Origin of the sequence: Pseudomonas sp. B2M1-30, assembly GCF_025447575.1 — a bacterium.
GTDB lineage: Bacteria > Pseudomonadota > Gammaproteobacteria > Pseudomonadales > Pseudomonadaceae > Aquipseudomonas > Aquipseudomonas botevensis.
Genome location: NZ_JAOEJT010000022.1, coordinates 1 through 24,963 on the forward strand (window position 1 = coordinate 1; position 24,963 = coordinate 24,963).

Below are 24,963 nucleotides of genomic sequence, written 5' to 3' on the forward strand. Positions count from 1 at the left end.
CCCATGTGAGAGTAGGTCATCGTCAAGATTAAATTCCGAAACCCCAATTGCGAAAGCAGTTGGGGTTTTGTTTTGCCCGCAGGAAAGTTTTTACTCGCGCGAGCGAACAAATTTGCACAGTTATTTTCGAATCAGAACACTAGAATAGATCCCTTCTTTTTCGGAGCCAGAGCCCTTATGTCCGATTCGGTTGACGCCCCCGGGCTGTCAGATTTACCGCTGGATGACTTGGTGGCCTGCCATGAGTGCGACTTGTTGATGCGCAAGCCGCAACTTGCCCATGGCGAGAAAGCCCTCTGCCCACGCTGCGGTTACGAGCTTTATGCTCATCGCCATAATGTGGTGCAGCGCAGTCTCGCGCTGGTGATTGCAGCGCTGCTGCTCTACGTGCCGGCGAACTTTTTACCCATCATGCAGCTCAATCTACTCGGGCAGTCGTCGCAGGACACGGTCTGGAGCGGCGTCGTGGGGCTATTCAATACTGACATGCGTGGCGTTTCCGTCATCGTGTTCCTGTGCAGCATGGCTATTCCGCTGCTCAAACTGCTGTGCCAGTTGATGGTTCTGCTGACGATCCGTTTTGATGTCGGCCGCAGTTATGGCCTGCTGCTCTACCGCATTTATCACCACCTGCGGGATTGGGGAATGCTTGAGGTCTACCTCATGGGCGTGCTGGTGGCGATCGTCAAACTTGCGGACATGGCAGCCCTCAATGTCGGCCTCGGGCTGGTGTGTTTTATCGGTCTGCTGTTGGTCCAGGTCTGGCTTGAGGTGGTGATGTCGCCCCATCAGATCTGGCAGGCGTTGTCAGGAGAGGACGCTCATGCGGGCGATTGATGCAGGCATTCTGATTTGCGCCGAATGCCATGAGTTGAACCGGCAGCAAGCCGACACCGACGAGCAAACCTGCACCCGCTGCGGTGCGCTGGTTCACGCTCGCCGTCCCAACAGCCTTGCACGAACCTGGGCGTTGTTGATTACGGCGGCCATTCTCTACATTCCGGCCAACGTGCTGCCGATCATGACTGTCAGTTCTCTGGGGCAGGGTGATCCGAGCACGATCATGTCCGGTGTGGTTCAGTTGGTGCAACACGGGATGATCCCGATCGCGGCGGTGGTGTTCATCGCCAGCATTCTGGTGCCGACGTTCAAGCTGGTGGGGATTGCCCTGCTGCTGTTTTCGGTCCAGCGGCGCCAGCCATTGTCCGCGCGCCAACGGATCTGGATGTATCGCTTCATCGAGTTCATCGGCCGCTGGTCGATGCTGGATATTTTCGTGATCGCCATTCTGGTGGCGGTCGTCAACTTCGGCCGGCTTGCCAGTGTCGAAGCCAATCTTGGCGCCATCGCTTTCGCCAGTGTGGTGATTCTGACGATGCTCGCCGCAGTAACTTTCGATCCCCGACTGATTTGGGATAACACGGAGTCGGACGCCGACCATGACTGATTTGCCTGTAGCGAAAACCCGACCAGCCTCGAACTGGTCTGCCGTTTGGGTGCTGCCACTGATCGCCCTGATTATTGGCGGCTGGCTCGGCTGGCGTGCCTATTCCGAAACTGGGATCGAAATCCAGGTGCGCTTCGAAAGTGGCGAAGGCATTCAGGCCAACAAGACTGAAGTGGTCTACAAAGGCATGCCGGTCGGCAAGGTGAAAGGCCTCAAGCTCGATGACGAAGGCAACTCCAAAGGCGTGATCGCTACGGTCGAGATGAACAAGGACGTCGAGCAATACCTCAAGACCAGCACGCGCTTCTGGCTGGTCAAGCCGAGCGTGTCCCTGGCCGGCATCACCGGTCTGGAAACCCTGGTATCGGGTAACTACGTAGCCATCAGCCCCGGCGAGGGCGAGCCGACCCGCAAGTTCAAGGCCTTGGCCGAAGAGCCGCCGCTGTCGGACTCCACTCCCGGGCTGCACCTGACCATCAAGGCTGATCGCCTCGGCTCTCTGAACCGTGGCAGCCCGGTGTTCTACAAGCAGATTCAGGTCGGTCAGATAAAAAACTACGTGCTGTCGGAAGACCAGAGCACCGTCGAGCTCAAGGTCTTCATCGAGCCGGCGTACGCCAAACTGGTGCGCAAACACACGCGATTCTGGAATGCCAGCGGCATCAGCATCGACGCCAACCTGTCCGGGGTGAAAGTGCGTAGCGAGTCCCTGGCGAGCATTGTCGCCGGCGGCATCGCTTTCGCCACGCCGGAGAACCGCAAGGACAGTCCGCCCACCGATCCAAGCCTGCCGTTTCGTCTGTATGAAGACTTCGATGCCGCTGCGGCCGGTATCCGGGTGAAAGTTAAACTAAGCGACTTCGAAGGTTTGCAGGCCGGTCGCACGCCGGTGATGTACAAGGGCATTCAGGTCGGTAACCTGAAAGCGCTGAAGATCGATCCGGATCTGTCGAGCGCCACTGCCGAGCTGACCCTTGATCCACTCGCCGAAGAGTACCTGGTGGCGGGTACGCAATTCTGGGTGGTCAAACCGTCGATTTCCCTGGCCGGTATCACCGGTCTGGAAGCGCTGGTGAAAGGTAACTACATTGCCGTGCGCCCCGGAGAGAAGGGCGGTGCGCCGCAGCGTGAGTTCGAAGCACGGCCGAAAGCCCCACCGCTGGATCTGCGCTCGCCGGGTCTGCATCTGGTGCTGTTCACCGATACCCTCGGCTCACTGGATGTCGGCAGTCCGATTCTCTACAAGCAGGTCAAGGTCGGCTCGGTACAGAGCTACCAGTTCTCCAAGACCAAAAAGCAGCTGATCATCGGCGTACACATCGAGAAGGAATACGAAAACCTGGTCAATGCCTCGACGCGCTTCTGGAACGCCAGCGGTGTCACCCTGACCGGGGGACTGACCGGCGGCATCCAGGTCAAAAGCGAATCCCTGCAAAGCCTGATGGCCGGCGGCATCGCCTTCGAAACCCCGGAAGCCAAGGCGCCGTTGCAGAAACGCATTCCGCGCTTCCGCCTGTTCGCCAATCATGACGAGGCGAACCAGAAGGGTGCGGTGGTGACGATCAAGGTTGATCGCGCCGATGGCCTGCGCAGCGGCACGCCGATCCGCTTCAAGGGGCTGGATGTCGGCAAGATCGAAAGCGTCGATCTGACCGACGACCTGCAATCGGTGATCCTGACTGCGCGCATCACCGAAGTGCCGGAGCGCATCGCCCGGGTCGGCAGTCAGTTCTGGGTGGTCAAACCGGAATTGGGCCTGATCAAGACGTCGAACCTGGAAACCCTGGTGACGGGGCAATACATCGAAGTGCAGCCGGCCGCCAAGAGCCTTGGCCCGCAGAAAAACTTCGTGGCCCTGGCCAATCCACCGGAGATCAACAAACAAGAGGCCGGCCTGAGTCTGGTGTTGAGTGCTGCCCGTCGCGGCTCGCTGAAACCGGGTGTGCCGGTGACCTACCGCGAGATCACCGTCGGCAAGGTCACCGGTTATGAACTGGGGCAGACGGCGGACCGGGTATTGGTACACATTCTGATCGAGCCGAAGTACGCGCCACTGGTGCGCAGTGGCAGCCGCTTCTGGAACACCAGCGGCGTGGGCTTCGATTACGGTTTGTTCAAGGGCGTGACGGTGCGTACCGAGTCGCTGGAAACCCTGATTCAGGGCGGCATCGCCTTCGCCACGCCGGACGGCGAGCGTATGGGCAATCCGGCGCGTGCGGAGCAGACGTTCCCGCTGTTCGACAAGTTCGAGGATGAATGGCTGACCTGGGCACCGAAGATTCCGCTCGGCAAGTAACCCAAGTAATCGGGCGTCTGTCAGGCCGCCTTCGCGGGCAAACCCGTTCCCACATGAGTCATGTAGAACCCTGTGGGAGCGGGTTTGCCCGCGAAGAGGCCTTGGAATTCACAACAAATTCCAAACCATGAAAAAGGGCCGCGATCCATTGGATCGCGGCCCTTTTTTTGTCCTCAGCTAAAGCCGATCAAACCGCATCCAGCTCCGGCTCATCGGCTTCGACGTTCAGGGTGGCCTTCACCACATCGTGGCGACGGATGAACTTCCAGTCCGCCTCGTCGATGTAGATGCCCGCCGGGCCGCTGCCGCCTTCCAGGTCGATGGCGACACTGGCGCAGACCTGCGGCTTGACGCTCGCCAGAATCGGTACGAAGCCCAGTTGCAGGCTGGTTTCCAGCAGGGCGGCCTGGTTCTTCTCGTCGATGTCCGCTGCCTCGTCGAGGTAGTACGGCAGGCGGACGCGTCCGGCGAGATCGCGATCCATCAAGTGCAGCAACAGGTACATGTTGGTCAGCGCCTTGATGGTCATGGTGGTGCCGTTGGACGCCGCGCCGTCGATGTCGGTGTGAATCACCGGCTGACCGTTGACCTTGGTGATCTCGAACGCCAGTTCGAACAGGTCCTTGAGACCGAGCTGGTTGTGGTTCGCCGCCACCAGCCGTGCCAGGTATTCCTTGGCCTCTTCGTTCTTGTTGTCCTGCTCGGCGCTCTGGCTCAGGTCGAACACCGACAGGGTTTCGCCTTCTTCGTACTGACCGGCGCTGTGGATGATCTGATCGATGTGCTTGAGCGCTTCCTTGTTCGGCGCCAGGACGATGCGGAAGCTCTGCAGGTTGGACACCTGACGCTTGTTGATCTCGCGGTTGAACAGCGCCAACTGGTGCTCGAGGCTGTCGTAGTCGCTGCGGATGTTGCGCAGGGTCCGGGCGATGTCGGTGACCGCCGCGCGGCGCGCCTTGCCCAGCGTCAGGGCTTCGTCGGTGCGGTGCGCATAGGCGTTGATCAACAGTTGCAGACGGCGCTCCATGTCGTCTTCGCTGTCGAACTTGGCCACGCCCTTGAGGCGCACTTGCGCGTACAGCGCTTCGATCTGGCCGTCAGCGCGCAACAAGCCCTGCCAGCTGTCCTGATAGTCGTTGAGCAGTGGCAGCAGGTTGTCCATCGAGTCGTCGACCGGATCCATGAACGGCGTACCGAACGGCAGATCCGCCGGCAGCAACTGACGGCGCCGCAGGGCGTCGTCGAGGGTGCGCTGCTTGGCTTCCATGTCGGCGATCTGCCGGCCGACCAGTTGCAGCTTGGCCGACAGTTGCTGGACGCGCTCGGTGAATGCGTCGCTGGAGCGCTTGAGTTCGTCCTGCGCAGCTTCCATTTGCGCCAGTTGCTCGAGCTTGTCGCCTTCCTCGGCGCTCAGGGTCTGGGTGCGGCGGAAATCTTCCAGCGCCTTCTGCGCATCCAGCACCTGCTGATACAGCGCTTCGGTCTGGGTCTTGCTCGCGGCGCGGTCGGCGGCCACGGCCTGCTGGGTTTTCAGTTGCTTGAGCTCTTTTTCCAGACGCTCTTTCTGATCGCGCAGCGCGGCGCGGTCGGCCAGGGCTTGCAGGGCCGGCGGCTCGATGTGCGAGATGTCGATCGACAGGCCCGGCACTTCGAAGCGCTCACCCTTGAAGCCGTCGAGGATCAGTTCCACAGACTTCACCCAATCGCCGTTCTCGTCGAGGGTGATGCCGTGCTCGCCCAGCGGCAGGCTGAACAGCGCGCTGTTGAACAGACGCATCAGGCGCTCGACGTCCTGTTGCGAGAACTCTTCGCGCAGGCGGGCGTAGCTGTTGTTGTCGGCGTGATCGAGTTGCTGCTTCACCGACTTCAGGCGTTTTTCCAGATCGCGCAGACGTTCTTCGAGATCCTCGGCACTGAACTGCCGGGACTGTGCCAATGCACCGGCCAGTTCGTCGTGGGCGTCTTTGGCGGCCAGCAGTTGCTGCTCCAGCACTTTGACGTCATCGACCAGGGCAAAGCGGTTCTTCAGTACCGAGAGTTCGCCGAGCCAGCGCTGGATGCCGGAGATTTCCCGTTCCAGACGCATCAGCTCCTGGGTGCCGCCGCGTTGATCGTTTTGCAGGTCGTCCTGCTCGCGACGGTAGTGCTCGGCCTGGATGGTCAGCTCTTCCTTGCGCGCCGTGGCGTAGTCCGACCAGGTGCCGAGCAACGAGTCGAGCAGCGGTGACAGGCGATGCAGTTTGCCGCGCAGCACGTCACGCTGTTTGACGCCGTTGGACAGCGCCTCGACCAGCGGACCGGCGGCGACCAGCGAGTTGTAGTCCTGTTCCATGCGTCGTACATCGCGGAACGCTTCTTCGCACGCCGCAATGTAATCGACGCTGCCGGAACGCAGGCTGTGCTCGAAGGCATCGAGGAACAGTTGCTTGAGCTTGGCGGCGGTGATTTCGCGCATGTGCAGCAGGTTGATGAACAGCGCGCGGAAGGTCTTCAGGCTCTGCTCGCTGGTGGAGCGCAGCGGGATCAGGGTCAGGTCCAGTGGGATCGACGTGTGTCCGCCGACCAGCAGACGGCGCAGTTCATCGGGCTTGAGTTCGTAGGCTTTCAGGCCTTCTTTCTCAAGGTTGCTGAACAGCTCTTTCTGGCGCAGGCAGGTGTCGTTCTTCTGGTAGTGCGCCAGATCGAGTTTGCCGGCGTAGGCGAAGAACTGGTGGCCGAAACCGCCCCCCGGGCCGCGACCGACCACGCCGATCACGTGCGGGCCGTGGGGCAGGTTGACTTCGACGAGGATGTAACTGGTGTCGGACGCGAAGTAGAAGCGCCGCGATTGTTCCAGGCTGTACTTGCCGAAACTCATGTCCGACATGCGCGCCAGAATCGGGAACTGCAAGGCGTTGATCGACGCGGATTTACCGAGGTTGTTCGCGCCGTAGACCGACAGCGGCTCTTCCAGCGGGAACAGACCGAGGCTGTAACCGGCGGTGTTCAAAAGGGCAAAGCGGCGGATGCCGTAGCGTTCCTGGCTCATGCGTCGGACTCCTGTTCTTCGGCAATGGCGCGTGCCAGTGCGTCTTCTTCGCTTTCTACCTCAAATTCAGACAAATCAAGCGGATCGTCGGTTGCAAGGAAGCGGGCTTCGGCTTCTTCGTCGATCAGCACCGGTGCCGGCAACGGCAGAACGCTGTGGACGCTGGCCGCCAGATCGCGGTCCTGCTGGACCGACAGGCACACGTCGAGGAAACGGTGCATCGGCGGCAGGAAACGGTACACGCCGTTTTCCTCGCTGGCGAAACCGAGCTGGGTCATGCGGCGCATGATCTTTTCTTCCAGCTCTTCCACGGTCTGCACTTCGGCCTGAATGAACAGGTCGCGGTACTTGTCCAGCAGCGATGGCAGCTCTTCACGACCGAGGCTACCGCCGTCGAGCACGGCGATCGGATCGCGGCCCTGGTCGGCCAGGTACTCGACGAGGATGAACGTGAACAGCGCCAGACGCTGGGCAGTCTTGTTCACAGCCGCTGCAGCCAGGTCCGGCACGAAGTAATAGAAGCCACGGGTGTCGCAGACCAGTTCGAACCCCAGCGCCTTGAAAAGCGTGCGGTACTGATCCTGAAAGTTCGACAGCTGTGCATACAGCTCCGGGTCGCGGCGGCTGACGTGGTAGCCCTTGAACAGCTCGCGAAAGATCGGCGCCAGCTGGGACAGTTCGGATAGATCAAGATGCATTGGGGATGCTCGCAGAATTCTCGGCGGCATCAGGGCCGGCCGAGAGCAGGGCGAAGGAGCGCAGGCTGACCTGATGCTCGTGAGTGTGGTATTCGCGGCGTTCCAGACGCTCGCGCTTGAAGCGTTTTTCCCGCGACAGGCGCGAGAACCAGTAGAGCAATTCGTCGGTGGCGCCGTCCGGCTCCTGCTCCAGCAGCCAGGTCATCAGATCCGGCATCGGCAGGGACTCTTCGCAACGGTCGACCATTTCCCGCACGGTACGCGGCGCACGTGGCGCGTCGCCGGATTTCGGCGATTTGTGCGCCTTGGGGAAGCGGGCCGGTTTCGGTTCGAAACGGGCCAGCGCATAGACGTAGGCTTCGACCTGACTGGCGCTGCCGAGGAAGGTGCTTTGCGGCCGGGTGAACAGCGGCAGCGCGGCTTGCGGCACGGCATCGATGCCTTTACGGCGGATGGCGGCCAGTGCGAGCGCGGCGCCACGGGTCACGGCGTTGTGCCGGCGGGCCTCTTCACGCAGCGGCAGCAGCAGCTCGCGGGCATGACGCAGGGTCAATTGGGCGCTGGTCTGCATTTCGAGGATGCGCGCGTGGGTGCGCAACAGCATGTCGTCATCGACCAGGTGGCCGAGGCGCTGCTGCTCCGAGAGCATTTTCAACAGCACCGTCTCGACCTTGCGCACGCCTTGTTCGAAGGCGCCATCGGCGTTCACCAGCTCGATCATCGGCTCGACGTATTCGTCCCAGGTCGCCAGCACTTCGGCGTAGCGCTGACGCAACGGAATCTGCCGGTCGCTGGTCTTGGCCCGTTCGGCCACGGCCACCAGCGCCTGTTCGTCGTTGTCGAGCTTCTTCAGCACGTCACGCACGCGCATGTCGAGCAGGCGCAACTGGCGGGCGAGGTCATTGCCGTCGCGGATCTCGAAAGCATCCTGGATATACCCGGCCAGACGCTCGAGGTGACGCAGGTAGGCTTCGATCTCCAGGCACAGGCCCAGACGGTGTTCGCGGCGCAGGTAGGCGAGGAAGTCGTGAATCTGCGCGTTGAGCTCGAAACGGTTCGGGCTTTTCGCCACGGGCACCAGAATGTCGAGGCGAATCCACACGTCGAGCAGGCTGGTGATGTCCTGCGGCGTGCTGTCCAGTTGTTGGGCGGCCAGTTGCGTGCGCAGTTCGTTGAGGCTCAGGGTGCCCTGGTCGAAGTGCTCGCACAGTGGCTCCAGAAGTGCCCAGTGTTCAGCGAGGGCGCGCAAGACGCGCTTGGGTTCGATCATCGGAATGGCCGGCTGGTTGGCGATTAAAAGCCGCGATTGTACTGCATCGCGAAGGATGCGATTCACTCTCGGGACGGGCTGTCGTCTTTATTGAGACTAAAACTATCGATCAACTGCGGGCGATCTTGAGGGAACGGCGGTAGAATCAGCGCACTTCAGTTATCCACAAGTGGCCGCCCCTTGCTAATCGAGTCCCGCCGCCGCGCCTATTTGAACGCCATGCAGGTGGTCAACTGGCTGCCGCGTACCGAATTGCCCTTTGCCGCGCCGTCGCGGCCCGAGCTGCTGGACATGCCCGAGCCCGAGGTCGAGCTGGCAATCGCACCTGCACCACAGGCCGAGGCCCCGGTGCAGCCTGCCGCTCGTCCGGTCGAGCGACCGAAAGTCGAAGTGCCGCGCCCGACGGCGGTAATTGCCCGTGCGGCGGTCAAGCCGGTTGAGGACGCCGAGGAAGCACCGGTGGCCGCCAAACCGGCACCGCTGCCACCGCCGCGTTTTGCCCTGCAATTGCTGCGCGCCGGCCGGTGCCTGTTGCTGGTGGAGTTACCCACAGGCGAATCCTTCCAGAGCCGCGATCCGGCGTATCTGCTGCTCAAGGACATGCTGCGCGCCGCCGGTCTGCCGGATGCACCGCAAATCATCGGTGAGCCGGTGCGTTGGCCGCTGCTGGTGCGCGGCACCATGGACCAAGGCCCGGAAGCGGCCCGGGACTTCGTTCAGGGTTTCCTTTCGGTGCGTATGGAAGAAGCGCCGTGCGCCTGCTTGTGGCTGATCGGCCTGCCAGCCGTGCGGTTTGCCGGCGAGGCGGATGCCGAAGCGTTCAATAGTGAGTTGCAGATCGAAGGCCTTGGCCTGGCATGGGCCATCCCGGGGCTGGAATTGTTGATGGAAGAGCCCCGGCGCAAGGCCGCCGTGTGGCAAGCCATGCGTCGGCTGATGGCGCGCTGGAAAGAATCGAATGAGTGACGCTGTATCGTTCCGCCCGATGACCGAGGCGGATCTCGACGCTGTACTGAAGATTGAATTCGCCGCGTACAGCCATCCGTGGACGCGCGGGATCTTTCTCGATGGCCTGGGCAAATACCAGATCTGGCTGATGTTCGAAGGCCAGCAACAGGTGGGGCACGGGGTGGTGCAGATCATTCTCGATGAGGCGCATCTGCTGAACATCACGGTCAAGCCGGAAAACCAGGGGCGCGGCCTGGGGCTGGCGCTCCTTGAGTACCTGATGTCCCGCGCTTACGCCGCCGATGCCCGCGAATGCTTCCTGGAAGTGCGCGACAGCAACGCCGCCGCATTCCGTCTGTATGAGCGCTACGGTTTCAATGAAGTCGGCCGGCGACGGGATTACTACCCGGCGGTCGGTGGGCGTGAAGATGCGGTGGTGATGGCCTGCACGCTGGTCGACTGATTGCAATAATCGCTGCGCGGGCAAGCCTGGCACCTACAGGGACAGTGGATAACCTGTGAGAGCCGGGCTTGTCCGCGAAGGCGTCTGGACAGACGCCGCCCCATTACCGCTTGCGGTCCAGCGGATCGCGCCGCGCCAGTTCCGCCTCATCCAGTCCGTCGCCCCCGCCAATGTCGTCTTCATCGACAATGCTCAGATCCCAATCGGCCCGATCGTCTTGACCGAACTCTTCGGCATCACGGGCGCCGTCCTCGCGGATCAGGGTTTCCGGGCTCAGGTCATCGTCGGTCGGTTCATGGTCGGCCACTGAGGCCCCGGTCATGCCCGCTTCACGCACCCGCGCGCGCGGCATCAACTGCTCGCGCTCCCGTTCGGGCAGTTCATCGCCGATCTTCGCGCTGGGCTGTTCGTCGTCGAAATCCAGCTCATGCACCGAACCCATGCGGTCTTCGTTATCATCAATCGATGGCGGCTGCATCGCATCATAGGGGCGTCGTGAATCAGTCATGGCAAATCCTCATACTGTGGGCCTTACTAGGGTGGACTCACCCGGCTCACGAGAATTCCAACGAAAACACTTGCGGTGCCGGCGTGACCCCGACGGAGGGTTGTCTGTCAAAGCAGCAAATCTTTCTTGAGGCCTTACAGCATGCACGACTTACAAGATCTGATTGATAACAACGAGCGTTGGGCTGACGCGATCACCAAGGAAGACCCGGACTTCTTCGCCAAGCTGGCCCGTCAGCAGACTCCGGAATACCTGTGGATCGGCTGCTCCGACGCGCGCGTGCCGGCCAACGAAATCGTCGGCATGCTGCCCGGCGATCTGTTCGTTCACCGTAACGTTGCCAACGTGGTGCTGCACACCGACCTCAACTGCCTGTCGGTGATCCAGTACGCGGTGGATGTGCTCAAGGTGAAGCACATTCTGGTGACCGGCCACTACGGTTGCGGCGGTGTGCGGGCGTCGATGCAGGATCGCCAGTTCGGCCTGATCGACGGCTGGCTGCGTTCGATCCGTGACCTGTACTACGAAAAACGTGAAGAACTCGCCAAATTGCCGACCGAAGAAGAGCAGGTCGACCGTCTGTGCGAGCTTAACGTGATTCAGCAAGTGGCCAACGTCGCCCACACCAGCATCATCCAGAACGCCTGGCACCGTGGGCAGAACCTGTCGATCCACGGCTGCATCTACGGCATCAAGGACGGTCGCTGGAAGAGTCTGAACACCACCATCAGCGGTTTCGAACAACTGCCGCCGCAATATCGCCTGCGTCCGGTCGGCGCGCCGTAACCCGCCGCTCAGCGCCCGATCCGCCGGTGCCAGCCCTGCAAATAGCGCTGGCCTTCGAGATTGGGCGCTTCGTCATGACCGGTGATCCAGCCGCGACACCGTGGCGCGCCGCAACCGCAGGCGAACTGGCGCAGCAGTTTGTCTTCGGTGGCGGTGAAATCCATGGTCAGCCGCTGGCCGGCCTGAATGTCCTGCAGCGCCCACAGCCATAACTCGCTCATGTCGAGAAACACGTTCGGTTCGCAAGCGTGCTCGATCAATCCACAGAAGCGTGGATCGTAGAGATGAATCCCGGCCAGCAATTGCCGGGTCTGTCGGCAGCGGTAGGGCAGCAATTGCCCCGAAACCCTGCACATCCGGCTGATACGCAGAAACTCCCGCCGCGCCGCTACCGCTATCGGCATTCCGTGGGCATCGCAGATGATTTCAAAATCATTCCTGGACGGAAATCCAAGGCGTACAGGCAGACCGATAAAAGGGTAGATACCTTCCGTGTCTCGGGAGGAGCGGTTGCGTAGCACATGCATGTTCATAACGTTCCCTGTCGGACAGTGCTGCGACTGCACCAGGCTGAAGTCCTTTCAGCTCTGCAACACGAGATTGGATCCAATGGTCACGTATATGAAACGCTCGGTCTACTGTCAGATCTGACAGGCGTAAAAGGCGCTTTTCCGTGTCAGCCAGGGCTGACACGGAAAAGCCATGTCCCCGGTCAGATATGGGGAGCGGGAACGTCAGCGGCTGGCAACGGACTCTGCAATTGCTGCAACTGAGTCTTGATCGGCGTGGTGGCGCACTTGGCGGCCGCGTCGGCGGGCGTCAGGTTGCGAATCGAGGTGTAGAACAGCTCGCAGGTTTTGACTTTTTGCGTCACTTGCCAGGTCTGGGTACAGCTGTCCAGCAAGGCTTTGGCGTTGCTGCCCGGTTTACTGCCCATGCCGGCCTGCCAGCAGGCGGCGCTCAAGTCCTGGCCCATCACCTTCAGGCCTGCCGCGTCGGCCTTGGCCTGGGCATCGTCGCCGGTGTAGCTCTCGGGATCGGCGGCATACCAGATGTAGCTTGGGTGGTTGGAGCCCAGCACCGGCACGTTGACCCCCGCGCTCGGGCTGATGGTGGCCAGGCCCAGCACGTTCACGGTCGGCCCGTATTGCTGCTTGATCCAGTTACGCACCGGCGCACCGAACGCGACCATCGGCAGTGCCGCGCCGCTGGCGTTCTGGCTGACCTGCTTGACCATCGTGGTCTGGTAATCCTTGAAGTAGCCGTAGACGCCTTCCAGGGTGCTGCCGGCGCTGGCCGGTGCGGCGATTGGCGCGATGTCGACGATGGTCTGATAGGCCGGTGTCTTGTCCGCCGGGATTCCGTTGTCGGTCAGCAGCGCGGCCCAGCGGTCGGTGGTATTCGAACGCAGATAATCCTGCGCCTGGGTCAGCGAGTAATCCGGCGGGAAGTGCAGCAGCTCGACGCTTTTGCGGTTTTCCAGCGCCATGCCCAGCGGCAGGAACAGATACCAGCTGTAGGCCCACTTGCCATCGGCATTGAGCTTGCTGGCGCCGTTGTAGGCCAGGTCACCGGCATCCAGCAGCGCTTTCAGCGGTTTGTCATAGCCCTTGGGCACGCCGCTGATTTCGGTGTAGAGCTGACCGTTGTCAGTCTTCACCCGAACCTTGGCGCTGGTATAGCCATCGCGTTGTACGCTTTGAGTCAGGTAGTGCTCGACGGTCTGCTCCAGCGTCCAGTTGCGAAAGCAGATCACGTTGCAGTTGTTGGGATAAGCGAAGAGGCGGGTGACGCGTTCGGTGCTGCCCAGTTTCAGATCGACATCGGCGTGGGCCGCTGCGCTCAGGGTGAGCGCAGCAAGGGTGAGTCCTGCGAGTTTGAACATGCTCAGATCCTTTTCAGCGTGGGTTCCCCGTTGTTGGGGCTGCTCATATTGGATCAGCCGTGTGGCGCAGAAAAGCCGTCCATCAGAGTTTTTTCAGTACCATCGCAGGACTCGCCGTCAGGCCGGAAAATGCAGGGCGTTGGTCAGGTCTCCCATGGGCTTCTGGCCCCGCGCGGTCATGGCGTCATCGCGCTGCTTGAGGCCGTCAAGTTTCTCCAGCTGGAACACCCGGGTGATCAGGCGCAGGATCGAGGCGGTGTCGTAGACCGTGTGGTCCACCGTGCCCTTGCGGGCAAACGGCGACACCACCAGCGCCGGCACGCGCGAGCCCGGTCCCCAGCGATCGCCCTTGGGCGGCGCGACGTGATCCCACCAGCCGCCGTTCTCATCGACGGTGACGATGACCACCATGTTTTTCCACTGTGGACTCTCGCGCAGCACCTTCAGCGCACGGACGATATGGCGATCACCGGAGGCCACGTCGGCGTAACCGGCGTGCATGTTCAAGTTGCCCTGAGGCTTGTAGAACGTGACGGCTGGCAGCTTGCCGGCCTCGGCATCGGCGAAGAATCTGTTGCTGCTCGACTCGTCCCCGAGGCCCGCGTCGCGCAGGCGTTTGTTGCGCTCTTCGGGATGCTCCGGCCCTTGTTGCTGGAAGTAGTTGAACGGCTGGTGGTGATACTGGAAGTTGGGGATCTTCGGGATGCCGCCGGAATCCTTGTACTGATCCAGCGTCGCCTGCCAGGCACCGGCGTACCAGGCCCAGTCGATGTTCTTTTTCGACAGCTTGTCGCCGATGTGTTCGTGAGTTTGCGGCACCAGCACATTCGGCAGATCGGCTTTGGAGTACGCCGGGCGCTCGGGATCGCGAATCCAGGTCGGCCAGTAGGGCGGCGCGAGGGTGTTCACGCCGAACCCGTCCGGGGTCAACACGCTCGGGCCGAACTGCGGCGGGCCGCTCATGGCGCTGGCCGGCGATTGCTCCAGCGGCTTGAGGCGAGGGTCGGCCGGATCGTCGCTTTGCAGGGCGGCAATCTGACTCTTGGCGACCGAGGTGGCCGCGTTCGGGTAGTACGGCGCAGTGGCGCTGATCAGGTATTGATGGTTGAGGAACGAGCCACCGAAGGCACCCTGGAAGAAGTTGTCGCAGAGTACGAATTCCCGGGCCACGTCCCACAAACGCAATGAGTAACGGCTTTGGGCGTAGTGGCCCATGGTCAGGCCGCCGGAGTCGGCCCAGGCGACAAAACAGTCGTTCTTGCCGCCATTGATCTGCATCTGGTTCTGATAGAACACATGCCACAAATCGCGGGTCACCAGACCGAACGGCAAATCTTCAGCGTTCGGGCCTTTGAGGGCGAAAGGTGCGTTGGGCAGGTTTTCCTGAAACTGGACACCGCTGGGATAGGTCACGCCATCGAGGGTCTGCGGGCCGACCTGCAACACACCGCCCCAGGCGGGCGGTAGGGTTTGCAGCAGACTGCCGTCGCGGTCGCGCTGCTGATAGTCGCCCGGCTTGAGCGCGGACAACGGCTTCTCGACACCGGGGAAGTCACCGAACAGGTTGTTGAAACTGCGGTTCTCGGCGTAGATCACCACCACGGTTTTCACCTGGTCATGCAGCGCCTTGTCCAGTTCCGCCGGGGTCAGCGGACGCTCGCCCGGTTTGCCCGGCTCATCACCCGACTTGGCGCAGGCCCCCAGCGTCGCGCCGACGCCGAGTACCGCAACACCGCCGAGAAAGCGCCGGCGGCTGGTATCGGTGGGATTGTCGGAGTCAGGCGTGGGGAGGTCGGTGCCGTTCGTTTCGTCGCTCATGTCTCAGCCCGCTTTGCTTAATTGTTTCAGTATGTTTCCGGCGGACGCTAGCAAGGGAATGTGACGGTTGGGTGACGATTCGAGGTGCAGGCTGAAACAAATGTGGGAGTGGGCTTGCTCGAGAAGGGGGGGCAGTCAATAGCGCGTCGACTGATCCACCGTCTTCGTGAGCAAGTCCACTCCCACAGACGAACGATGTTGTTCGCAATGCCGGGTTTACGGCATCACTGGCGGCACATACGCCAATGTCGTCCCCAGCGCCCACAGCAACAGCAGCACCAGCGGCGTGTGGACCAGCAGTTGCACGAACGAGAAGCCGATCAGATCCCGCGCCTTGAGTCCCAGCACGCCCAGCAGCGGCAGCATGTAGAACGGGTTGATCAGGTTCGGCAGGGCTTCGGCGGCGTTGTAGATCTGCACGGCCCAGCCCAGGTGGTACTTGAGATCGTTGGCGACCTGCATCACGTAAGGCGCTTCGATGATCCACTTGCCGCCGCCGGACGGAATGAAGAAGCCGAGGATCGCCGAGTACACGCCCATCAGCAGCGCATAGGTGTCGTGGGAGGCGATGCTGACGAAGAAGGTCGAGATGTGATGGGCGAGGGTCTGGGCGTCGGCGCCTTTGACCGTGGTCATCAGGGCGGCGATCGAGCCGTACAGCGGAAACTGGATCAACACCCCGGTGGTGGTCGGCACCGCGCGGGCCACCGCGTCGAGGAAGCTGCGCGGACGCCAGTGCAGCAGCGCGCCGGTCATGATGAACAGGAAGTTGTAGGTGTTGAGCCCGGAAATCGCGGTGATCGCCGGTTTGGTCGAGAACTCGTGGAACAGCCAGCCAGCGGCCAGCAGTACCAGCACGATAATCAGCAGCGGGCTGTGTTCCAGCCACTCGCCGGGGCGGGTGCGGGGTTGCAGCGGCGGCAGGTTGAAGCTCGGGTCGACGCCGCAGGCCTTGGCATCACGCGCCGAATTCGGACCGGGCGCGGTGGCGTAGGCGATGATCAGCGAGATCACGATCAGCGCCAGCAGCATCACTCCCGATTGCCAGAGGAAGATGGTCTGGGTGAACGGAATCACGCCGGTGATCGACAGGATCGACGGCGGCAGGCTGGCGGGGTTGGCCTGCAATTGCGCGGCCGACGACGACAGGCCCAGCGCCCATACCGCGCCAAGCCCCAGGTAAGCGGCGGCACCGGCGGCGCGGTAGTCCATTTTCAGATCGGTGCGGCGGGCGAGGGCGCGCACCAGCAAGCCACCGAACACCAGCGACAGACCCCAGTTCAGCAGCGACGCGACCATCGAAATCAGTGCGACCCAGGCTACGGCGGAACGGCCGTTTTTCGGGATCCGCGCCAGGCGGTCGATGAGCTTCACGGCCGGTGGCGAACTGGCGACCACGTAGCCACCGATCACCACGAAGGCCATCTGCATGGTGAACGGTATCAGGCTCCAGAACCCGTCACCGAAGGCCATGGCGGCATCGGTCGGTTTGGCGCCCATCGCCAGGGTGGCGAGCGCGACGATAATCACCGCCAGTGCGGCGAACACCCAGGAGTCGGGGAACCAGCGTTCGGCAAAATTTGAACAGCGCAAGGCAAAGCGCGCAGAGCGGCTATCTTCGATATCAACGGCCACGGGAGTACCTCGGATTTTATGTTTTATTGTGGTCCGCAAGATTGCCCAGGCCCCTGTGGGAGAGGGCTCTGCGGTGGTGTCTGCGGACAGGCGCCCACAGTAAATCAAGCGCCGGTATTTTGTGAGCGGGTTTTGCAAAAACCGGGACCATGGTCTAACGGGTTGTCCCTCGGCGCATTTGCGTAGACCATGGGCGCCTTGGTTTTTGCCTGTGCCAGAGTTCTTTGCCATGACTGCCCACTCCGTTGCCCGACCGGCGCCATTCAGCCGTTCCGACTACAAGACCCTCGGCCTTGCGGCCCTTGGCGGGGCGCTGGAGATTTACGATTTCATCATTTTCGTATTCTTCGCCCTGACCCTCAGCCAATTGTTCTTCCCGCCGGAAATGCCCGAGTGGCTGCGTCTGCTGCAAAGTTTCGGGATTTTCGTCACCGGTTATCTGGCGCGGCCCCTGGGCGGGATTCTGATGGCGCATTTCGCCGATCGCCTGGGCCGTAAAAAGGTATTCAGCCTGAGCATCCTGATGATGGCGCTGCCGTGCCTGCTGATCGGGATCATGCCGACTTATGCGCAGATCGGTTATTTCGCGCCCTTGCTGCTGTTGGCCCTGCGCATCCTGCAAGGCGCAGCGGTAGGCGGCGAAGTGCCGAGCGCCTGGGTGTTCGTCGCCGAGCATGCGCCAGCCGGGCATCGGGGCTACGCCCTGGGCTTTTTGCAGGCCGGGCTGACGTTCGGTTATCTGATCGGCGCCCTGACCGCGACGTTCCTGGCGCAGATGTTCACGCCGGCGGAAATTCTCGATTACGCCTGGCGCTACCCGTTCCTGCTCGGCGGTGTGTTCGGCGTGATCGGCGTCTGGCTGCGCCGCTGGCTGAGTGAAACCCCGGTGTTTCTGGCGATGGAAGCGCAGCGCGAGGCGCGGGTCGAACTGCCACTGCGCACGGTATTGCGCGAGCATCGACTGGCGATGTTGCCGGCCGTGTTGCTGACCTGCGTATTGACCTCGGCCGTGGTGGTGTTCGTGGTCATCACTCCGACCGTGATGCAGAAAACCTTCGGCATGACCGCCAGCCATACGTTTGCCCTCAGCGCATTGGGCATCGTGTTTCTGAACATCGGCTGCGTGATTGCCGGTCTGCTGGTCGACCGCATCGGGGCGTGGCGTACGGTCATGCTGTATAGCCTGCTGCTGCCGCTGGGGATCGGTGTGCTTTACGCCTGTCTGATGGCCGGTGCCGGATGGATCGGCCTGGCCTATGCCGTCGCCGGACTTGGCTGCGGTGTGGTCGGTGCGGTGCCCTCGGTGATGGTCGGTCTGTTTCCGGCGCGGATTCGCGTATCCGGCATTTCCTTCACCTACAACATTGCCTACGCCGCGTGGGCGAGTATCACACCGCTGCTGCTGATCGGTCTGATGCCGTGGAGTCCATGGATCTGCGTGATCTTCTGTGCCGCGATGGGCGCAGTGGGGATCTTCAGCGCGGCGTATTTCGGCGCGCGGATGCCGCGCCAGGGGCAGTGTCAGGTGGCCGGAACCGCCTGACACTGTGCGGCCCGACTATTTTTGTAGGACAGGCTGCGCGCGCTCTTCAGAAAAGATTTTCAAGGCCGATGGTTAGGAGACATACCGCTCTCTACCTGGTCCATCGGTGCTCTCCCATGTTCAATAAACGCCTGAAGCAAGAGCTGGCGGCTCTTCGTGAAGAACTCTCCAGCCTTCTGCAAGTGAAGGAAAGTCTGGAAAGCGAGATGCTGGTGCTGACGCTGGAGCCGGACGGGCGGATTCAGTCGGTCAATCAGAATTTTCTTACCGAAATGCTCTACAAGAGCCACGACCTGATCGGCCGCGCCATCGAAGACATCGTGCCGGCCCACGTGAAGTCCGACGAGTTTCACCACCGCTTCCGCGCGGCCCTGAGCCGTGGCGAGCACTTTGCCGGCGCCGTGCGCCTTTCCCGTGGCAATGGCGAGGAAGCGTGGCTGCGCTCGATCGTGCAACCCGTGCGCTCCTCGGACGGGCGGATCAGGCATTTCTCGATTTTCTCCAGCGACCTGACGCGGACCATCGAAGCCTCCCGTGAGCACGAAAACCTGATCGGCGCGCTGGTGCGTTCCACCGCCGTGATCGAGTTCGACCTCAACGGCAACGTGCTGAACGCCAACGAGCGCTTTCTCAGCGGCATGGGCTACAGCCTGGCGCAGATCAAGGGCAAGCATCACCGCATGTTCTGCCTGCCGGAAGAGTCGGGCAGCGCCGAATACCAGAACTTCTGGCGTCGTTTGAACAACGGCGAGTTTGTCGCCGATCGTTTCAAGCGGGTCGACAGCCATGGTCGGGTGGTCTGGCTGGAGGCGTCTTACAACCCGGTGCTCGACGCCAACGAAAAACTCTACAAGGTGGTGAAGTTCGCCACGGTGATCACCGATCAGGTGAACCGCGAACAAGCGGTTGCCGAGGCGGCCAGCATCGCCTACAGCACCTCGCAGCAGACCGACAGCACCGCGCAGCGCGGTACGACCGTCGTGACCGAAGCGGTCAATGTGATGCGCGACCTGTCGCGTCATATGCAGAGTGCGGGTGAAGGCATCGAGGCGCTGAACGAGCAGTCGCTGGTGATCGGCACCATCGTCAAGACGATCAGCGGCATCGCTGAACAGACCAACCTGCTGGCGCTCAACGCAGCGATTGAGGCGGCCCGTGCCGGCGAGCAGGGTCGGGGCTTTGCGGTGGTGGCTGACGAAGTGCGGCAACTGGCGTCGCGCACCAGCCAGGCCACCGACGAGATTGTCGGCGTGGTGCGGCAGAACCAGGAAATGGCGCGCAACGCCGTGGCCCTGATGACCGACGGCAAGCTCCAGGCCGAGCAGGGGCTGGCGCTGGCGGCGGAGGCGGGCACGGTGATCGTCGAGATCCAGGACGGCGCGCAGAAAGTGGTGAATGCCGTAGGGCAGTTCGCCAATCAACTGACGACCTGATCGGCGGTAAATCCGTGGGAGCAATCGTGCTCCCATGGTTTGTGCAGGCAGTTCTTTCTTCTGCCTGCCGCTACAATCGGCTCTTTTTCCTGGAGCAGATTTTCATGAGCGCTTCTCACCGCCGCCCGGTGCCCTTGAACAAAGCCTACCGGTTGCTCAATCACGGCCCGACCGTGTTGGTCAGCGCCGCCCATGACCGTCAGCGCAACATCATGGCGGCAGCCTGGGCCATGCCGCTGGACTTCGAACCGCCGAAAGTCGCGGTGGTGCTCGACAAGTCGACCTGGACACGGCAATTGCTTGAAGCCTGCGGCACCTTCGTCCTCAACGTGCCTTGCGTGGCCCAGGCCGATATTGCACAGACCGTCGGCACGACCTCGGGCCTAGAGATCAATCGCGATCAGGGCCGCGACAAGTTTCAGGCCTATGGCTTGCAGACCTTTGCCGGCGAACAGGTCGACGCGCCGATGCTCGAAGGCTGCGTGGCGTGGCTCGAATGTCGGCTGCTGCCGGAACCGTACAACCATCAGCAATACGACCTGTTCCTCGCCGAAGTCATCGCGGCGCAGGCTGATGAGCGGGTGTTCAGCGACGGACGCTGGCATTTCGAAGGGCACGATGCGTTGCGTACGCTGCATCACGTCGCGGGCGGGCACTTTCTGACGATTGGTGATCCGGTGGATGGCAAGGCGCTATAAACCGCTCTGGAGGCCGCATTGGGCCAGAAGGTTGCCCGTGGCAACGCCGCATGCAGTCTGCCAACACCTCGATTGTCAGTTGGGCGCCGAATGAGACGACCGGGGCCTGAGGGAGCGTGCAGGTGTTTTTTGGGGGGCTGCAGGCCCCCTCCGAACTCTTTCTCAGTCTCGCAGCAAGTAGCGTGGCTGTCTTCGGATCAGATTGGTTTTACCGGTTTGATCAGGCTTTCCGCAGGAATTCCGAACAGGTCATGAAGCTTCCAGATCATGGGGAGCGTCAATGCCCGCTTGCCGTTCAGGACTTCATAGACGCGATTCGTGCGGCCGATTGCTGGCACGAGATCGGCTGCCGACAGACCAGACTGCTCCATTCGAAACCTTATGGCATCGATCGGGTTCGGCAAGTCGAGAGGAAACTGCTTGGCTTCGTAGGCCTCGATAAGCGTGATCATGATGTCGAAGTAGTCACCTTCTGGAGTGCCAGGTTCAGGCTCATTTTCAAACAGCGGGGATATGTCCCTGAGTGCGGCGCGGTAGTCTTCTTCGGTATGAATCGGACGTATGTTCATGGGTTACTCCATTTCGACGGTATCAGCGTCGACTGCATCGTACTGCTTGTGAGTACCGATAAATTTTATGTAAACAGCCCCGAAGCGGTAGGCCACTGCGGCGATCAGGCGAAAGTCATTGCCCTTGATGTTGAATACGACCCTGCGGCTCTTCAAGATGCTGGCCGAAGCGAAATGGGCCTTTATGTCAGCAGGTGTTGTCCAGTTCGCTTTTCTGGCCTCGTCTATCCAGGCCAGCAATGGTTGCTCTGTCTCGGGATATCGCTCCCAAAAAACTTTTAGCTGATTGATGGCGATGATTCGCATGGCGTGATCCTAGTCCCGCTATGGGACTGATGCAAGTCTATGGAAGCGCAATGGTTGTACGGTTTGAGCGCTGGTTCGATGTCGGCGCTTTCGCAAATGGCAACAGGTTAAAAGCCCAATCTGATGGCGCTGAGCAGATAGCAAATCTACCTTCTGCGGTTTTTTTCCGGGGTAGGAATAAGCAACGCAGTACGACTGAACTGGATCTGTCGGCATCAAAAAAGGCCTACCTCGCAGTAAGCCTTTTCCGTTTGCCATGTACGCCTCAATCCCCCAACGCTTCCCCCTCACGCCGTGGATCCGCGCCACCGGCCAGTGTCGTTTTGCCCTGGGCATCCTTGATCCGCACGATGGCCTGGGTGCCGCTGGTCATGTCGATTTCGTTCACCGTATGGCCTTTGTCCTTCAGGGCCTGGATCAGGGCCGGGCTGAACTGGCCTTGTTCCAGTTCGGTCGGGCCGTTGCGGCTGCCGAAGTTGGGCAGGCTGATGGCGCTTTGCGGGTCGAGGTTCCAGTCGAGCAGGCCGATGGTGGATTTTGCGACGTACTCGATGATCTGCGAACCGCCGGGTGAACCGACAGTGGCGACGAACTCACCGCTGTTGCGATCAAAGATCAAGGTCGGTGCCATCGATGAGCGCGGGCGCTTGCCGGGTTCGACGCGGTTGGCGACTTTCTGTCCGTTTTCTTCGGGTATGAACGAAAAGTCGGTCATCTGGTTGTTCAGCAGGAAGCCCTGAACCATCAGGTGAGAGCCGAACGCTGCCTCGATGGTCGTGGTCATCGACACCGCGCCGCCAAAGTCATCCACCGCCACCACTTGCGAGGTGGAGATGCGCAGCGGCGAGCGATCCGGCGCGTAGGCGACCTGAACGCCCGGTGGCGTGCCGGGTCTGGCGCTGCCCATGCTGCGTTCGCCGATCAGGCTGGCGCGGCTGGCCAGATAACCGGGATCGACCAGGCCTTTGACCGGCACGGGTACGAAGTCGGTATCGGCCACGTATTGCGCGCGGTCGGCGTAGGCCAGGCGCTCGGCCTCGGCGATCAGGTGTACCGCTTCGGGCGCCGGTTCGAGGCCGGCGGGCTTATCGGTTTTCACGGGTTTGAGCGGTGCCAGTGCCAGGCGCGGGTCGCGGGCTTCCAGCGCCTGCAGGGTGCCGAGAATCTGCGCCACGGCGATCCCGCCCGAGGACGGCGGCGGCATGCCACACACCTGCCAGCGCTTGTAGTCGGTACACAGCGGCGCGCGCTCCTTGGCCCGATAGTGCTGGAGATCGCTCAGCGACAGGCTGCCAGGATTGGCGTGGCCCTGGACCTTGGCGACGATCTCTTCGGCAATCGGGCCTTTGTACAAGGCGTCGGCGCCTTCGTTGGCAATCCGTTTGAGCACGGCGGCCAGGGCCGGGTTCTGCAAGCGGGTGCCGACGGCTTTGACGCTGCCGTCGCTGTTGAGGAAGTACCTGGCCATGTCCGGCGAGCGGCGTATCACCGGGTCGGACGCGAGCAATGAATGCAGGCGAGGGGAAATGGCGAACCCCTGTTCCGCCAGTTTGATCGCCGGTGTGAACAGGCTGGCCCAGGGCAGGCGGCCCTGTTGTTTATGCGCCAGTTCCAGTGCCCGCAACACCCCCGGCGTGCCGACCGAGCGTCCGCCGATCTGCGCCTCAGGGAACGGCATCGGTTTGCCATCAGCTTGCAGGAACAGCTTTTCGCTAGCCCCGGCCGGCGCGGTTTCGCGACCGTCGAAGGTGCGCACCTGTTTACCGTCCCACAGCACAATCATCGCGCCGCCGCCGATCCCGGAGGATTGCGGTTCGACCAGGGTCAGCACCGCCTGCATCGCAATGGCGGCATCGATGGCCGAGCCACCCTGGCGCAGCATCTCGCGCCCGGCTTCGGCGGCCAGCGGATTCGCGGCGGCGGCCATGTGCTGGCTGGCGTGACGGGTTTGCAGGTCGGTGCGGTAACCGGAGGCGGCTTCCGGTGCCAGTGGCAGCGTGGAGGAGGGCGGAGCGTTACAGGCGGCGAGGGTCAGGGCGCTGACGATCAGGGTCAGGGCCGGCAGGCGAAAGCGGTTCAAGGATAGGGCTGGAAACACGCGGGACTCTCCATCCGTGGGATAAAAGTCTGAGGGACTTTATCGGCCGACCGGGCAGGACGCAAACCGCCGGGTACTTTCTCCTTCATGCCCTGGCGGATTTTCTGTAGGGTCAGGGGCAAACGTGAAGCCGGAAAAACCAACAAGAGGCCGCCATGGATAACGCGTTTCCGACACAGCCCAGTTACCGTCATCAGCGCGAGCGGTTTCTTGCCGCCGCGAGCGTTGCGGGTGCCAGCCTTTCCTCCTACGCGCATCCGCTCAAGGGGCCGTTTGGCGAGCCGTTGAGTAGCGAAGTCGCGGTGTTAGGCAATCCCCTGGCCAGGCGGCGTCTGGTGGCGCTCAGCGGCACCCATGGCGTGGAGGGGTATTACGGCTCCGAATGCCAGATCGACTGGCTGAAACAGTTCACGCCCGACAGGCTGCCCGAGGATGTCGCGGTGGTGATGATTCACCTGATCAACCCGTGGGGCACTGCGTGGCTGCGGCGGGTCAACGAAGACAACATTGACCTCAACCGCAATCATCTGGATTTCAGCCACACGTTGCCCGACAACCGGGCCTACGCCGCGCTGCATGAGATCTACGCGTGCAGCCAACTGCGCGGGCCGCAGCGACAGCGCGCCGATGCGTTGCTCGATGCGCAGATCGCCGAACATGGCTGGCCGGCGGTGATGTCGATTGTCGAGGGCGGTCAGCACAGTCATCCCGACGGATTGTTTTACGGTGGGCTGGAACCGAGCTGGTCGAACCGCACGTTGCAGCGGATCGTCCAGCAGCACTTGGCCGGCGCTGAAACCGTGATGTGTTTCGATCTGCATACCGGGGCGGGCGAATACGGCCACCCGATGCTGCTGACCATCACCGAGGCACCTTATCCGGCGCTGGCGCAGGCCCAGTCGATATACGGCCCATGGCTGTATACCTTGCACACGGGGGCCGCGACCGTGAGCGAAACCGGCGTCGCGGCGACGGCCACCGGCTACACCTCCCAGGCGTTGCTCAATGCATTGCCGGGTGTGCGCTTGATGCCGTTCGTGATCGAGTGCGGAACCTATCCCGGTGCCGAGGTGCATCGGCATCTGCGCGATGATCATTGGCTGCACTTGCATGGCGATCCGCTGAGTGCGGCGGGGCACGAGATCAAACTGAATCTGCTGGAGCAGTTCTATCCGGCCGATCCGGACTGGCGCGCGATGGTCGGTCTGCGTACCCGGCAGATCTGGTCCAAGGGACTGGCTGCATTGGCCGGGTGAAACAGCGATGGCCGGCCGGTGACGGTCGGCACTTTTCTCGGGGCATAAAAAAACGGCCTACCTTTCGGTAAGCCGTTTTTAGTACTTGGTGGCTACACAGGGACTTGAACCCCGGACCCCAGCATTATGAATGCTATGCTCTAACCAACTGAGCTATGTAGCCAAGTGGCGCGCATTATTCACCCGTAATGCAGATGCGTCAAGCGCGAATTCAAAATATTTCTTCTTATTTTCAACCGCTTAACCTCCCGCACCGAAAAACGGGGCGGGGAGGGGCC

The 24,963-nt window shown here is 61.8% G+C and carries 21 protein-coding genes and 1 tRNA gene; 10 read left to right on the forward strand and 12 right to left on the reverse strand.

Annotated elements, in window-relative coordinates; all coding sequences use genetic code 11:
• Window positions 1-177: 177 nt before the first annotated feature.
• Genes N8H74_RS27580 through N8H74_RS27590 form a run of 3 tightly spaced genes read left to right on the forward strand, consistent with a single transcriptional unit; the run spans window position 178 to window position 3,743 of the window.
• Window positions 178-837, forward strand: coding sequence for a paraquat-inducible protein A (locus N8H74_RS27580; protein ID WP_217833905.1), 660 nt, complete (start codon window positions 178-180; stop codon window positions 835-837).
• Window positions 824-1,447 (forward strand): paraquat-inducible protein A, encoded by a 624-nt coding sequence (locus N8H74_RS27585; protein WP_217833804.1) that lies wholly within the window; start codon window positions 824-826, stop codon window positions 1,445-1,447. The genes N8H74_RS27580 and N8H74_RS27585 overlap by 14 nt, the downstream gene beginning before the upstream one ends.
• The gene (locus N8H74_RS27590; protein ID WP_262151799.1) at window positions 1,440-3,743 is read left to right on the forward strand and encodes an MlaD family protein; all 2,304 of its coding nucleotides are present in this window, start codon (window positions 1,440-1,442) and stop codon (window positions 3,741-3,743) included. The genes N8H74_RS27585 and N8H74_RS27590 overlap by 8 nt, the downstream gene beginning before the upstream one ends.
• A 187-nt stretch (window positions 3,744-3,930) precedes the next feature.
• Here the strand turns inward: N8H74_RS27590 and mksF are convergent, their stop codons facing one another.
• The 3 genes from mksF to mksB are packed head-to-tail and all read right to left on the reverse strand — an operon-like array spanning window position 3,931 to window position 8,739.
• The gene (gene mksF, locus N8H74_RS27595) at window positions 3,931-6,771 is read right to left on the reverse strand and encodes an Mks condensin complex protein MksF (RefSeq protein ID WP_217833806.1); all 2,841 of its coding nucleotides are present in this window, start codon (window positions 6,769-6,771) and stop codon (window positions 3,931-3,933) included.
• The gene (mksE, locus tag N8H74_RS27600; RefSeq protein WP_262151802.1) at window positions 6,768-7,469 is read right to left on the reverse strand and encodes an Mks condensin complex protein MksE; all 702 of its coding nucleotides are present in this window, start codon (window positions 7,467-7,469) and stop codon (window positions 6,768-6,770) included. Before mksE ends, mksF begins: the two co-directional genes overlap by 4 nt.
• Window positions 7,459-8,739: an Mks condensin complex protein MksB gene (gene mksB / locus N8H74_RS27605; RefSeq protein WP_217833808.1), complete on the reverse strand. Its 1,281-nt coding sequence runs from the start codon at window positions 8,737-8,739 to the stop codon at window positions 7,459-7,461. Before mksB ends, mksE begins: the two co-directional genes overlap by 11 nt.
• A gap of 219 nt (window positions 8,740-8,958) precedes the next feature.
• Between mksB and N8H74_RS27610 the strand changes: the two genes are divergently transcribed.
• Both N8H74_RS27610 and rimI read left to right on the forward strand, forming a co-directional pair.
• Window positions 8,959-9,705 carry an energy transducer TonB gene (locus tag N8H74_RS27610; protein ID WP_262151875.1) on the forward strand — a complete coding sequence of 249 codons (747 nt, stop codon included), beginning with the start codon at window positions 8,959-8,961 and terminating at the stop codon, window positions 9,703-9,705.
• Complete coding sequence (gene rimI / locus N8H74_RS27615) at window positions 9,698-10,150, forward strand: ribosomal protein S18-alanine N-acetyltransferase (RefSeq protein ID WP_217833809.1); 453 nt, start codon at window positions 9,698-9,700, stop codon at window positions 10,148-10,150. The genes N8H74_RS27610 and rimI overlap by 8 nt, the downstream gene beginning before the upstream one ends.
• 103 nt (window positions 10,151-10,253) lie before the next feature.
• On the opposite strand, the gene N8H74_RS27620 is transcribed toward rimI, so the two are convergent.
• Entirely contained in the window at window positions 10,254-10,658 is a 405-nt protein-coding gene (locus N8H74_RS27620; protein ID WP_217833810.1) for a serine kinase/phosphatase, read from the reverse strand.
• 141 nt (window positions 10,659-10,799) lie between these two features.
• Between N8H74_RS27620 and can the strand changes: the two genes are divergently transcribed.
• The gene (gene can / locus N8H74_RS27625) at window positions 10,800-11,444 is read left to right on the forward strand and encodes a carbonate dehydratase (RefSeq protein ID WP_217833811.1); all 645 of its coding nucleotides are present in this window, start codon (window positions 10,800-10,802) and stop codon (window positions 11,442-11,444) included.
• A gap of 8 nt (window positions 11,445-11,452) precedes the next feature.
• Here can and N8H74_RS27630 read toward each other — a convergent pair whose 3' ends face one another.
• From N8H74_RS27630 to N8H74_RS27645, 4 genes are all read right to left on the reverse strand, one after another.
• Window positions 11,453-11,977, reverse strand: coding sequence for a lysine methyltransferase (locus N8H74_RS27630; protein ID WP_217833812.1), 525 nt, complete (start codon window positions 11,975-11,977; stop codon window positions 11,453-11,455).
• A gap of 179 nt (window positions 11,978-12,156) precedes the next feature.
• Window positions 12,157-13,329, reverse strand: a complete 1,173-nt coding sequence (locus N8H74_RS27635) for a hypothetical protein (protein WP_217833813.1) — start codon at window positions 13,327-13,329, stop codon at window positions 12,157-12,159.
• Window positions 13,330-13,446: 117 nt separating this feature from the next.
• Window positions 13,447-15,147 carry an acid phosphatase gene (acpA, locus tag N8H74_RS27640; RefSeq protein ID WP_262151806.1) on the reverse strand — a complete coding sequence of 567 codons (1,701 nt, stop codon included), beginning with the start codon at window positions 15,145-15,147 and terminating at the stop codon, window positions 13,447-13,449.
• 216 nt (window positions 15,148-15,363) lie between these two features.
• Complete coding sequence (locus N8H74_RS27645) at window positions 15,364-16,782, reverse strand: TIGR00366 family protein (RefSeq protein WP_262151808.1); 1,419 nt, start codon at window positions 16,780-16,782, stop codon at window positions 15,364-15,366.
• 229 nt (window positions 16,783-17,011) lie between these two features.
• On the opposite strand from N8H74_RS27645, the gene N8H74_RS27650 reads away from it, so the two are divergent.
• The 3 genes from N8H74_RS27650 (at window position 17,012) to N8H74_RS27665 (ending at window position 20,456) form a co-directional block, all read left to right on the forward strand.
• The gene (locus N8H74_RS27650; RefSeq protein ID WP_262151810.1) at window positions 17,012-18,325 is read left to right on the forward strand and encodes an MFS transporter; all 1,314 of its coding nucleotides are present in this window, start codon (window positions 17,012-17,014) and stop codon (window positions 18,323-18,325) included.
• Between the two features lie 116 nt (window positions 18,326-18,441).
• Window positions 18,442-19,758 (forward strand): PAS domain-containing methyl-accepting chemotaxis protein, encoded by a 1,317-nt coding sequence (locus N8H74_RS29300; protein ID WP_217833817.1) that lies wholly within the window; start codon window positions 18,442-18,444, stop codon window positions 19,756-19,758.
• A gap of 104 nt (window positions 19,759-19,862) precedes the next feature.
• Window positions 19,863-20,456, forward strand: a complete 594-nt coding sequence (locus N8H74_RS27665) for a flavin reductase family protein (RefSeq protein ID WP_262151811.1) — start codon at window positions 19,863-19,865, stop codon at window positions 20,454-20,456.
• Between the two features lie 197 nt (window positions 20,457-20,653).
• On the opposite strand, the gene N8H74_RS27670 is transcribed toward N8H74_RS27665, so the two are convergent.
• From N8H74_RS27670 to ggt, 3 genes are all read right to left on the reverse strand, one after another.
• A complete protein-coding gene (locus N8H74_RS27670; RefSeq protein ID WP_217833819.1) occupies window positions 20,654-21,025 on the reverse strand; it encodes a transcriptional regulator in 372 nt (123 codons plus the stop codon).
• Between the two features lie 3 nt (window positions 21,026-21,028).
• Window positions 21,029-21,331, reverse strand: coding sequence for a type II toxin-antitoxin system HigB family toxin (locus tag N8H74_RS27675; RefSeq protein ID WP_217833820.1), 303 nt, complete (start codon window positions 21,329-21,331; stop codon window positions 21,029-21,031).
• A gap of 265 nt (window positions 21,332-21,596) precedes the next feature.
• Complete coding sequence (gene ggt / locus N8H74_RS27680) at window positions 21,597-23,429, reverse strand: gamma-glutamyltransferase (RefSeq protein WP_262151813.1); 1,833 nt, start codon at window positions 23,427-23,429, stop codon at window positions 21,597-21,599.
• Between the two features lie 155 nt (window positions 23,430-23,584).
• Here ggt and N8H74_RS27685 point away from each other — a divergent pair, with 155 nt between their 5' ends.
• Window positions 23,585-24,685: a M14 family metallopeptidase gene (locus N8H74_RS27685; protein ID WP_262151815.1), complete on the forward strand. Its 1,101-nt coding sequence runs from the start codon at window positions 23,585-23,587 to the stop codon at window positions 24,683-24,685.
• Between the two features lie 86 nt (window positions 24,686-24,771).
• Here the strand turns inward: N8H74_RS27685 and N8H74_RS27690 are convergent.
• Window positions 24,772-24,848 (reverse strand) — tRNA-Met (locus tag N8H74_RS27690).
• Between the last annotated feature and the right edge of the window lie 115 nt (window positions 24,849-24,963).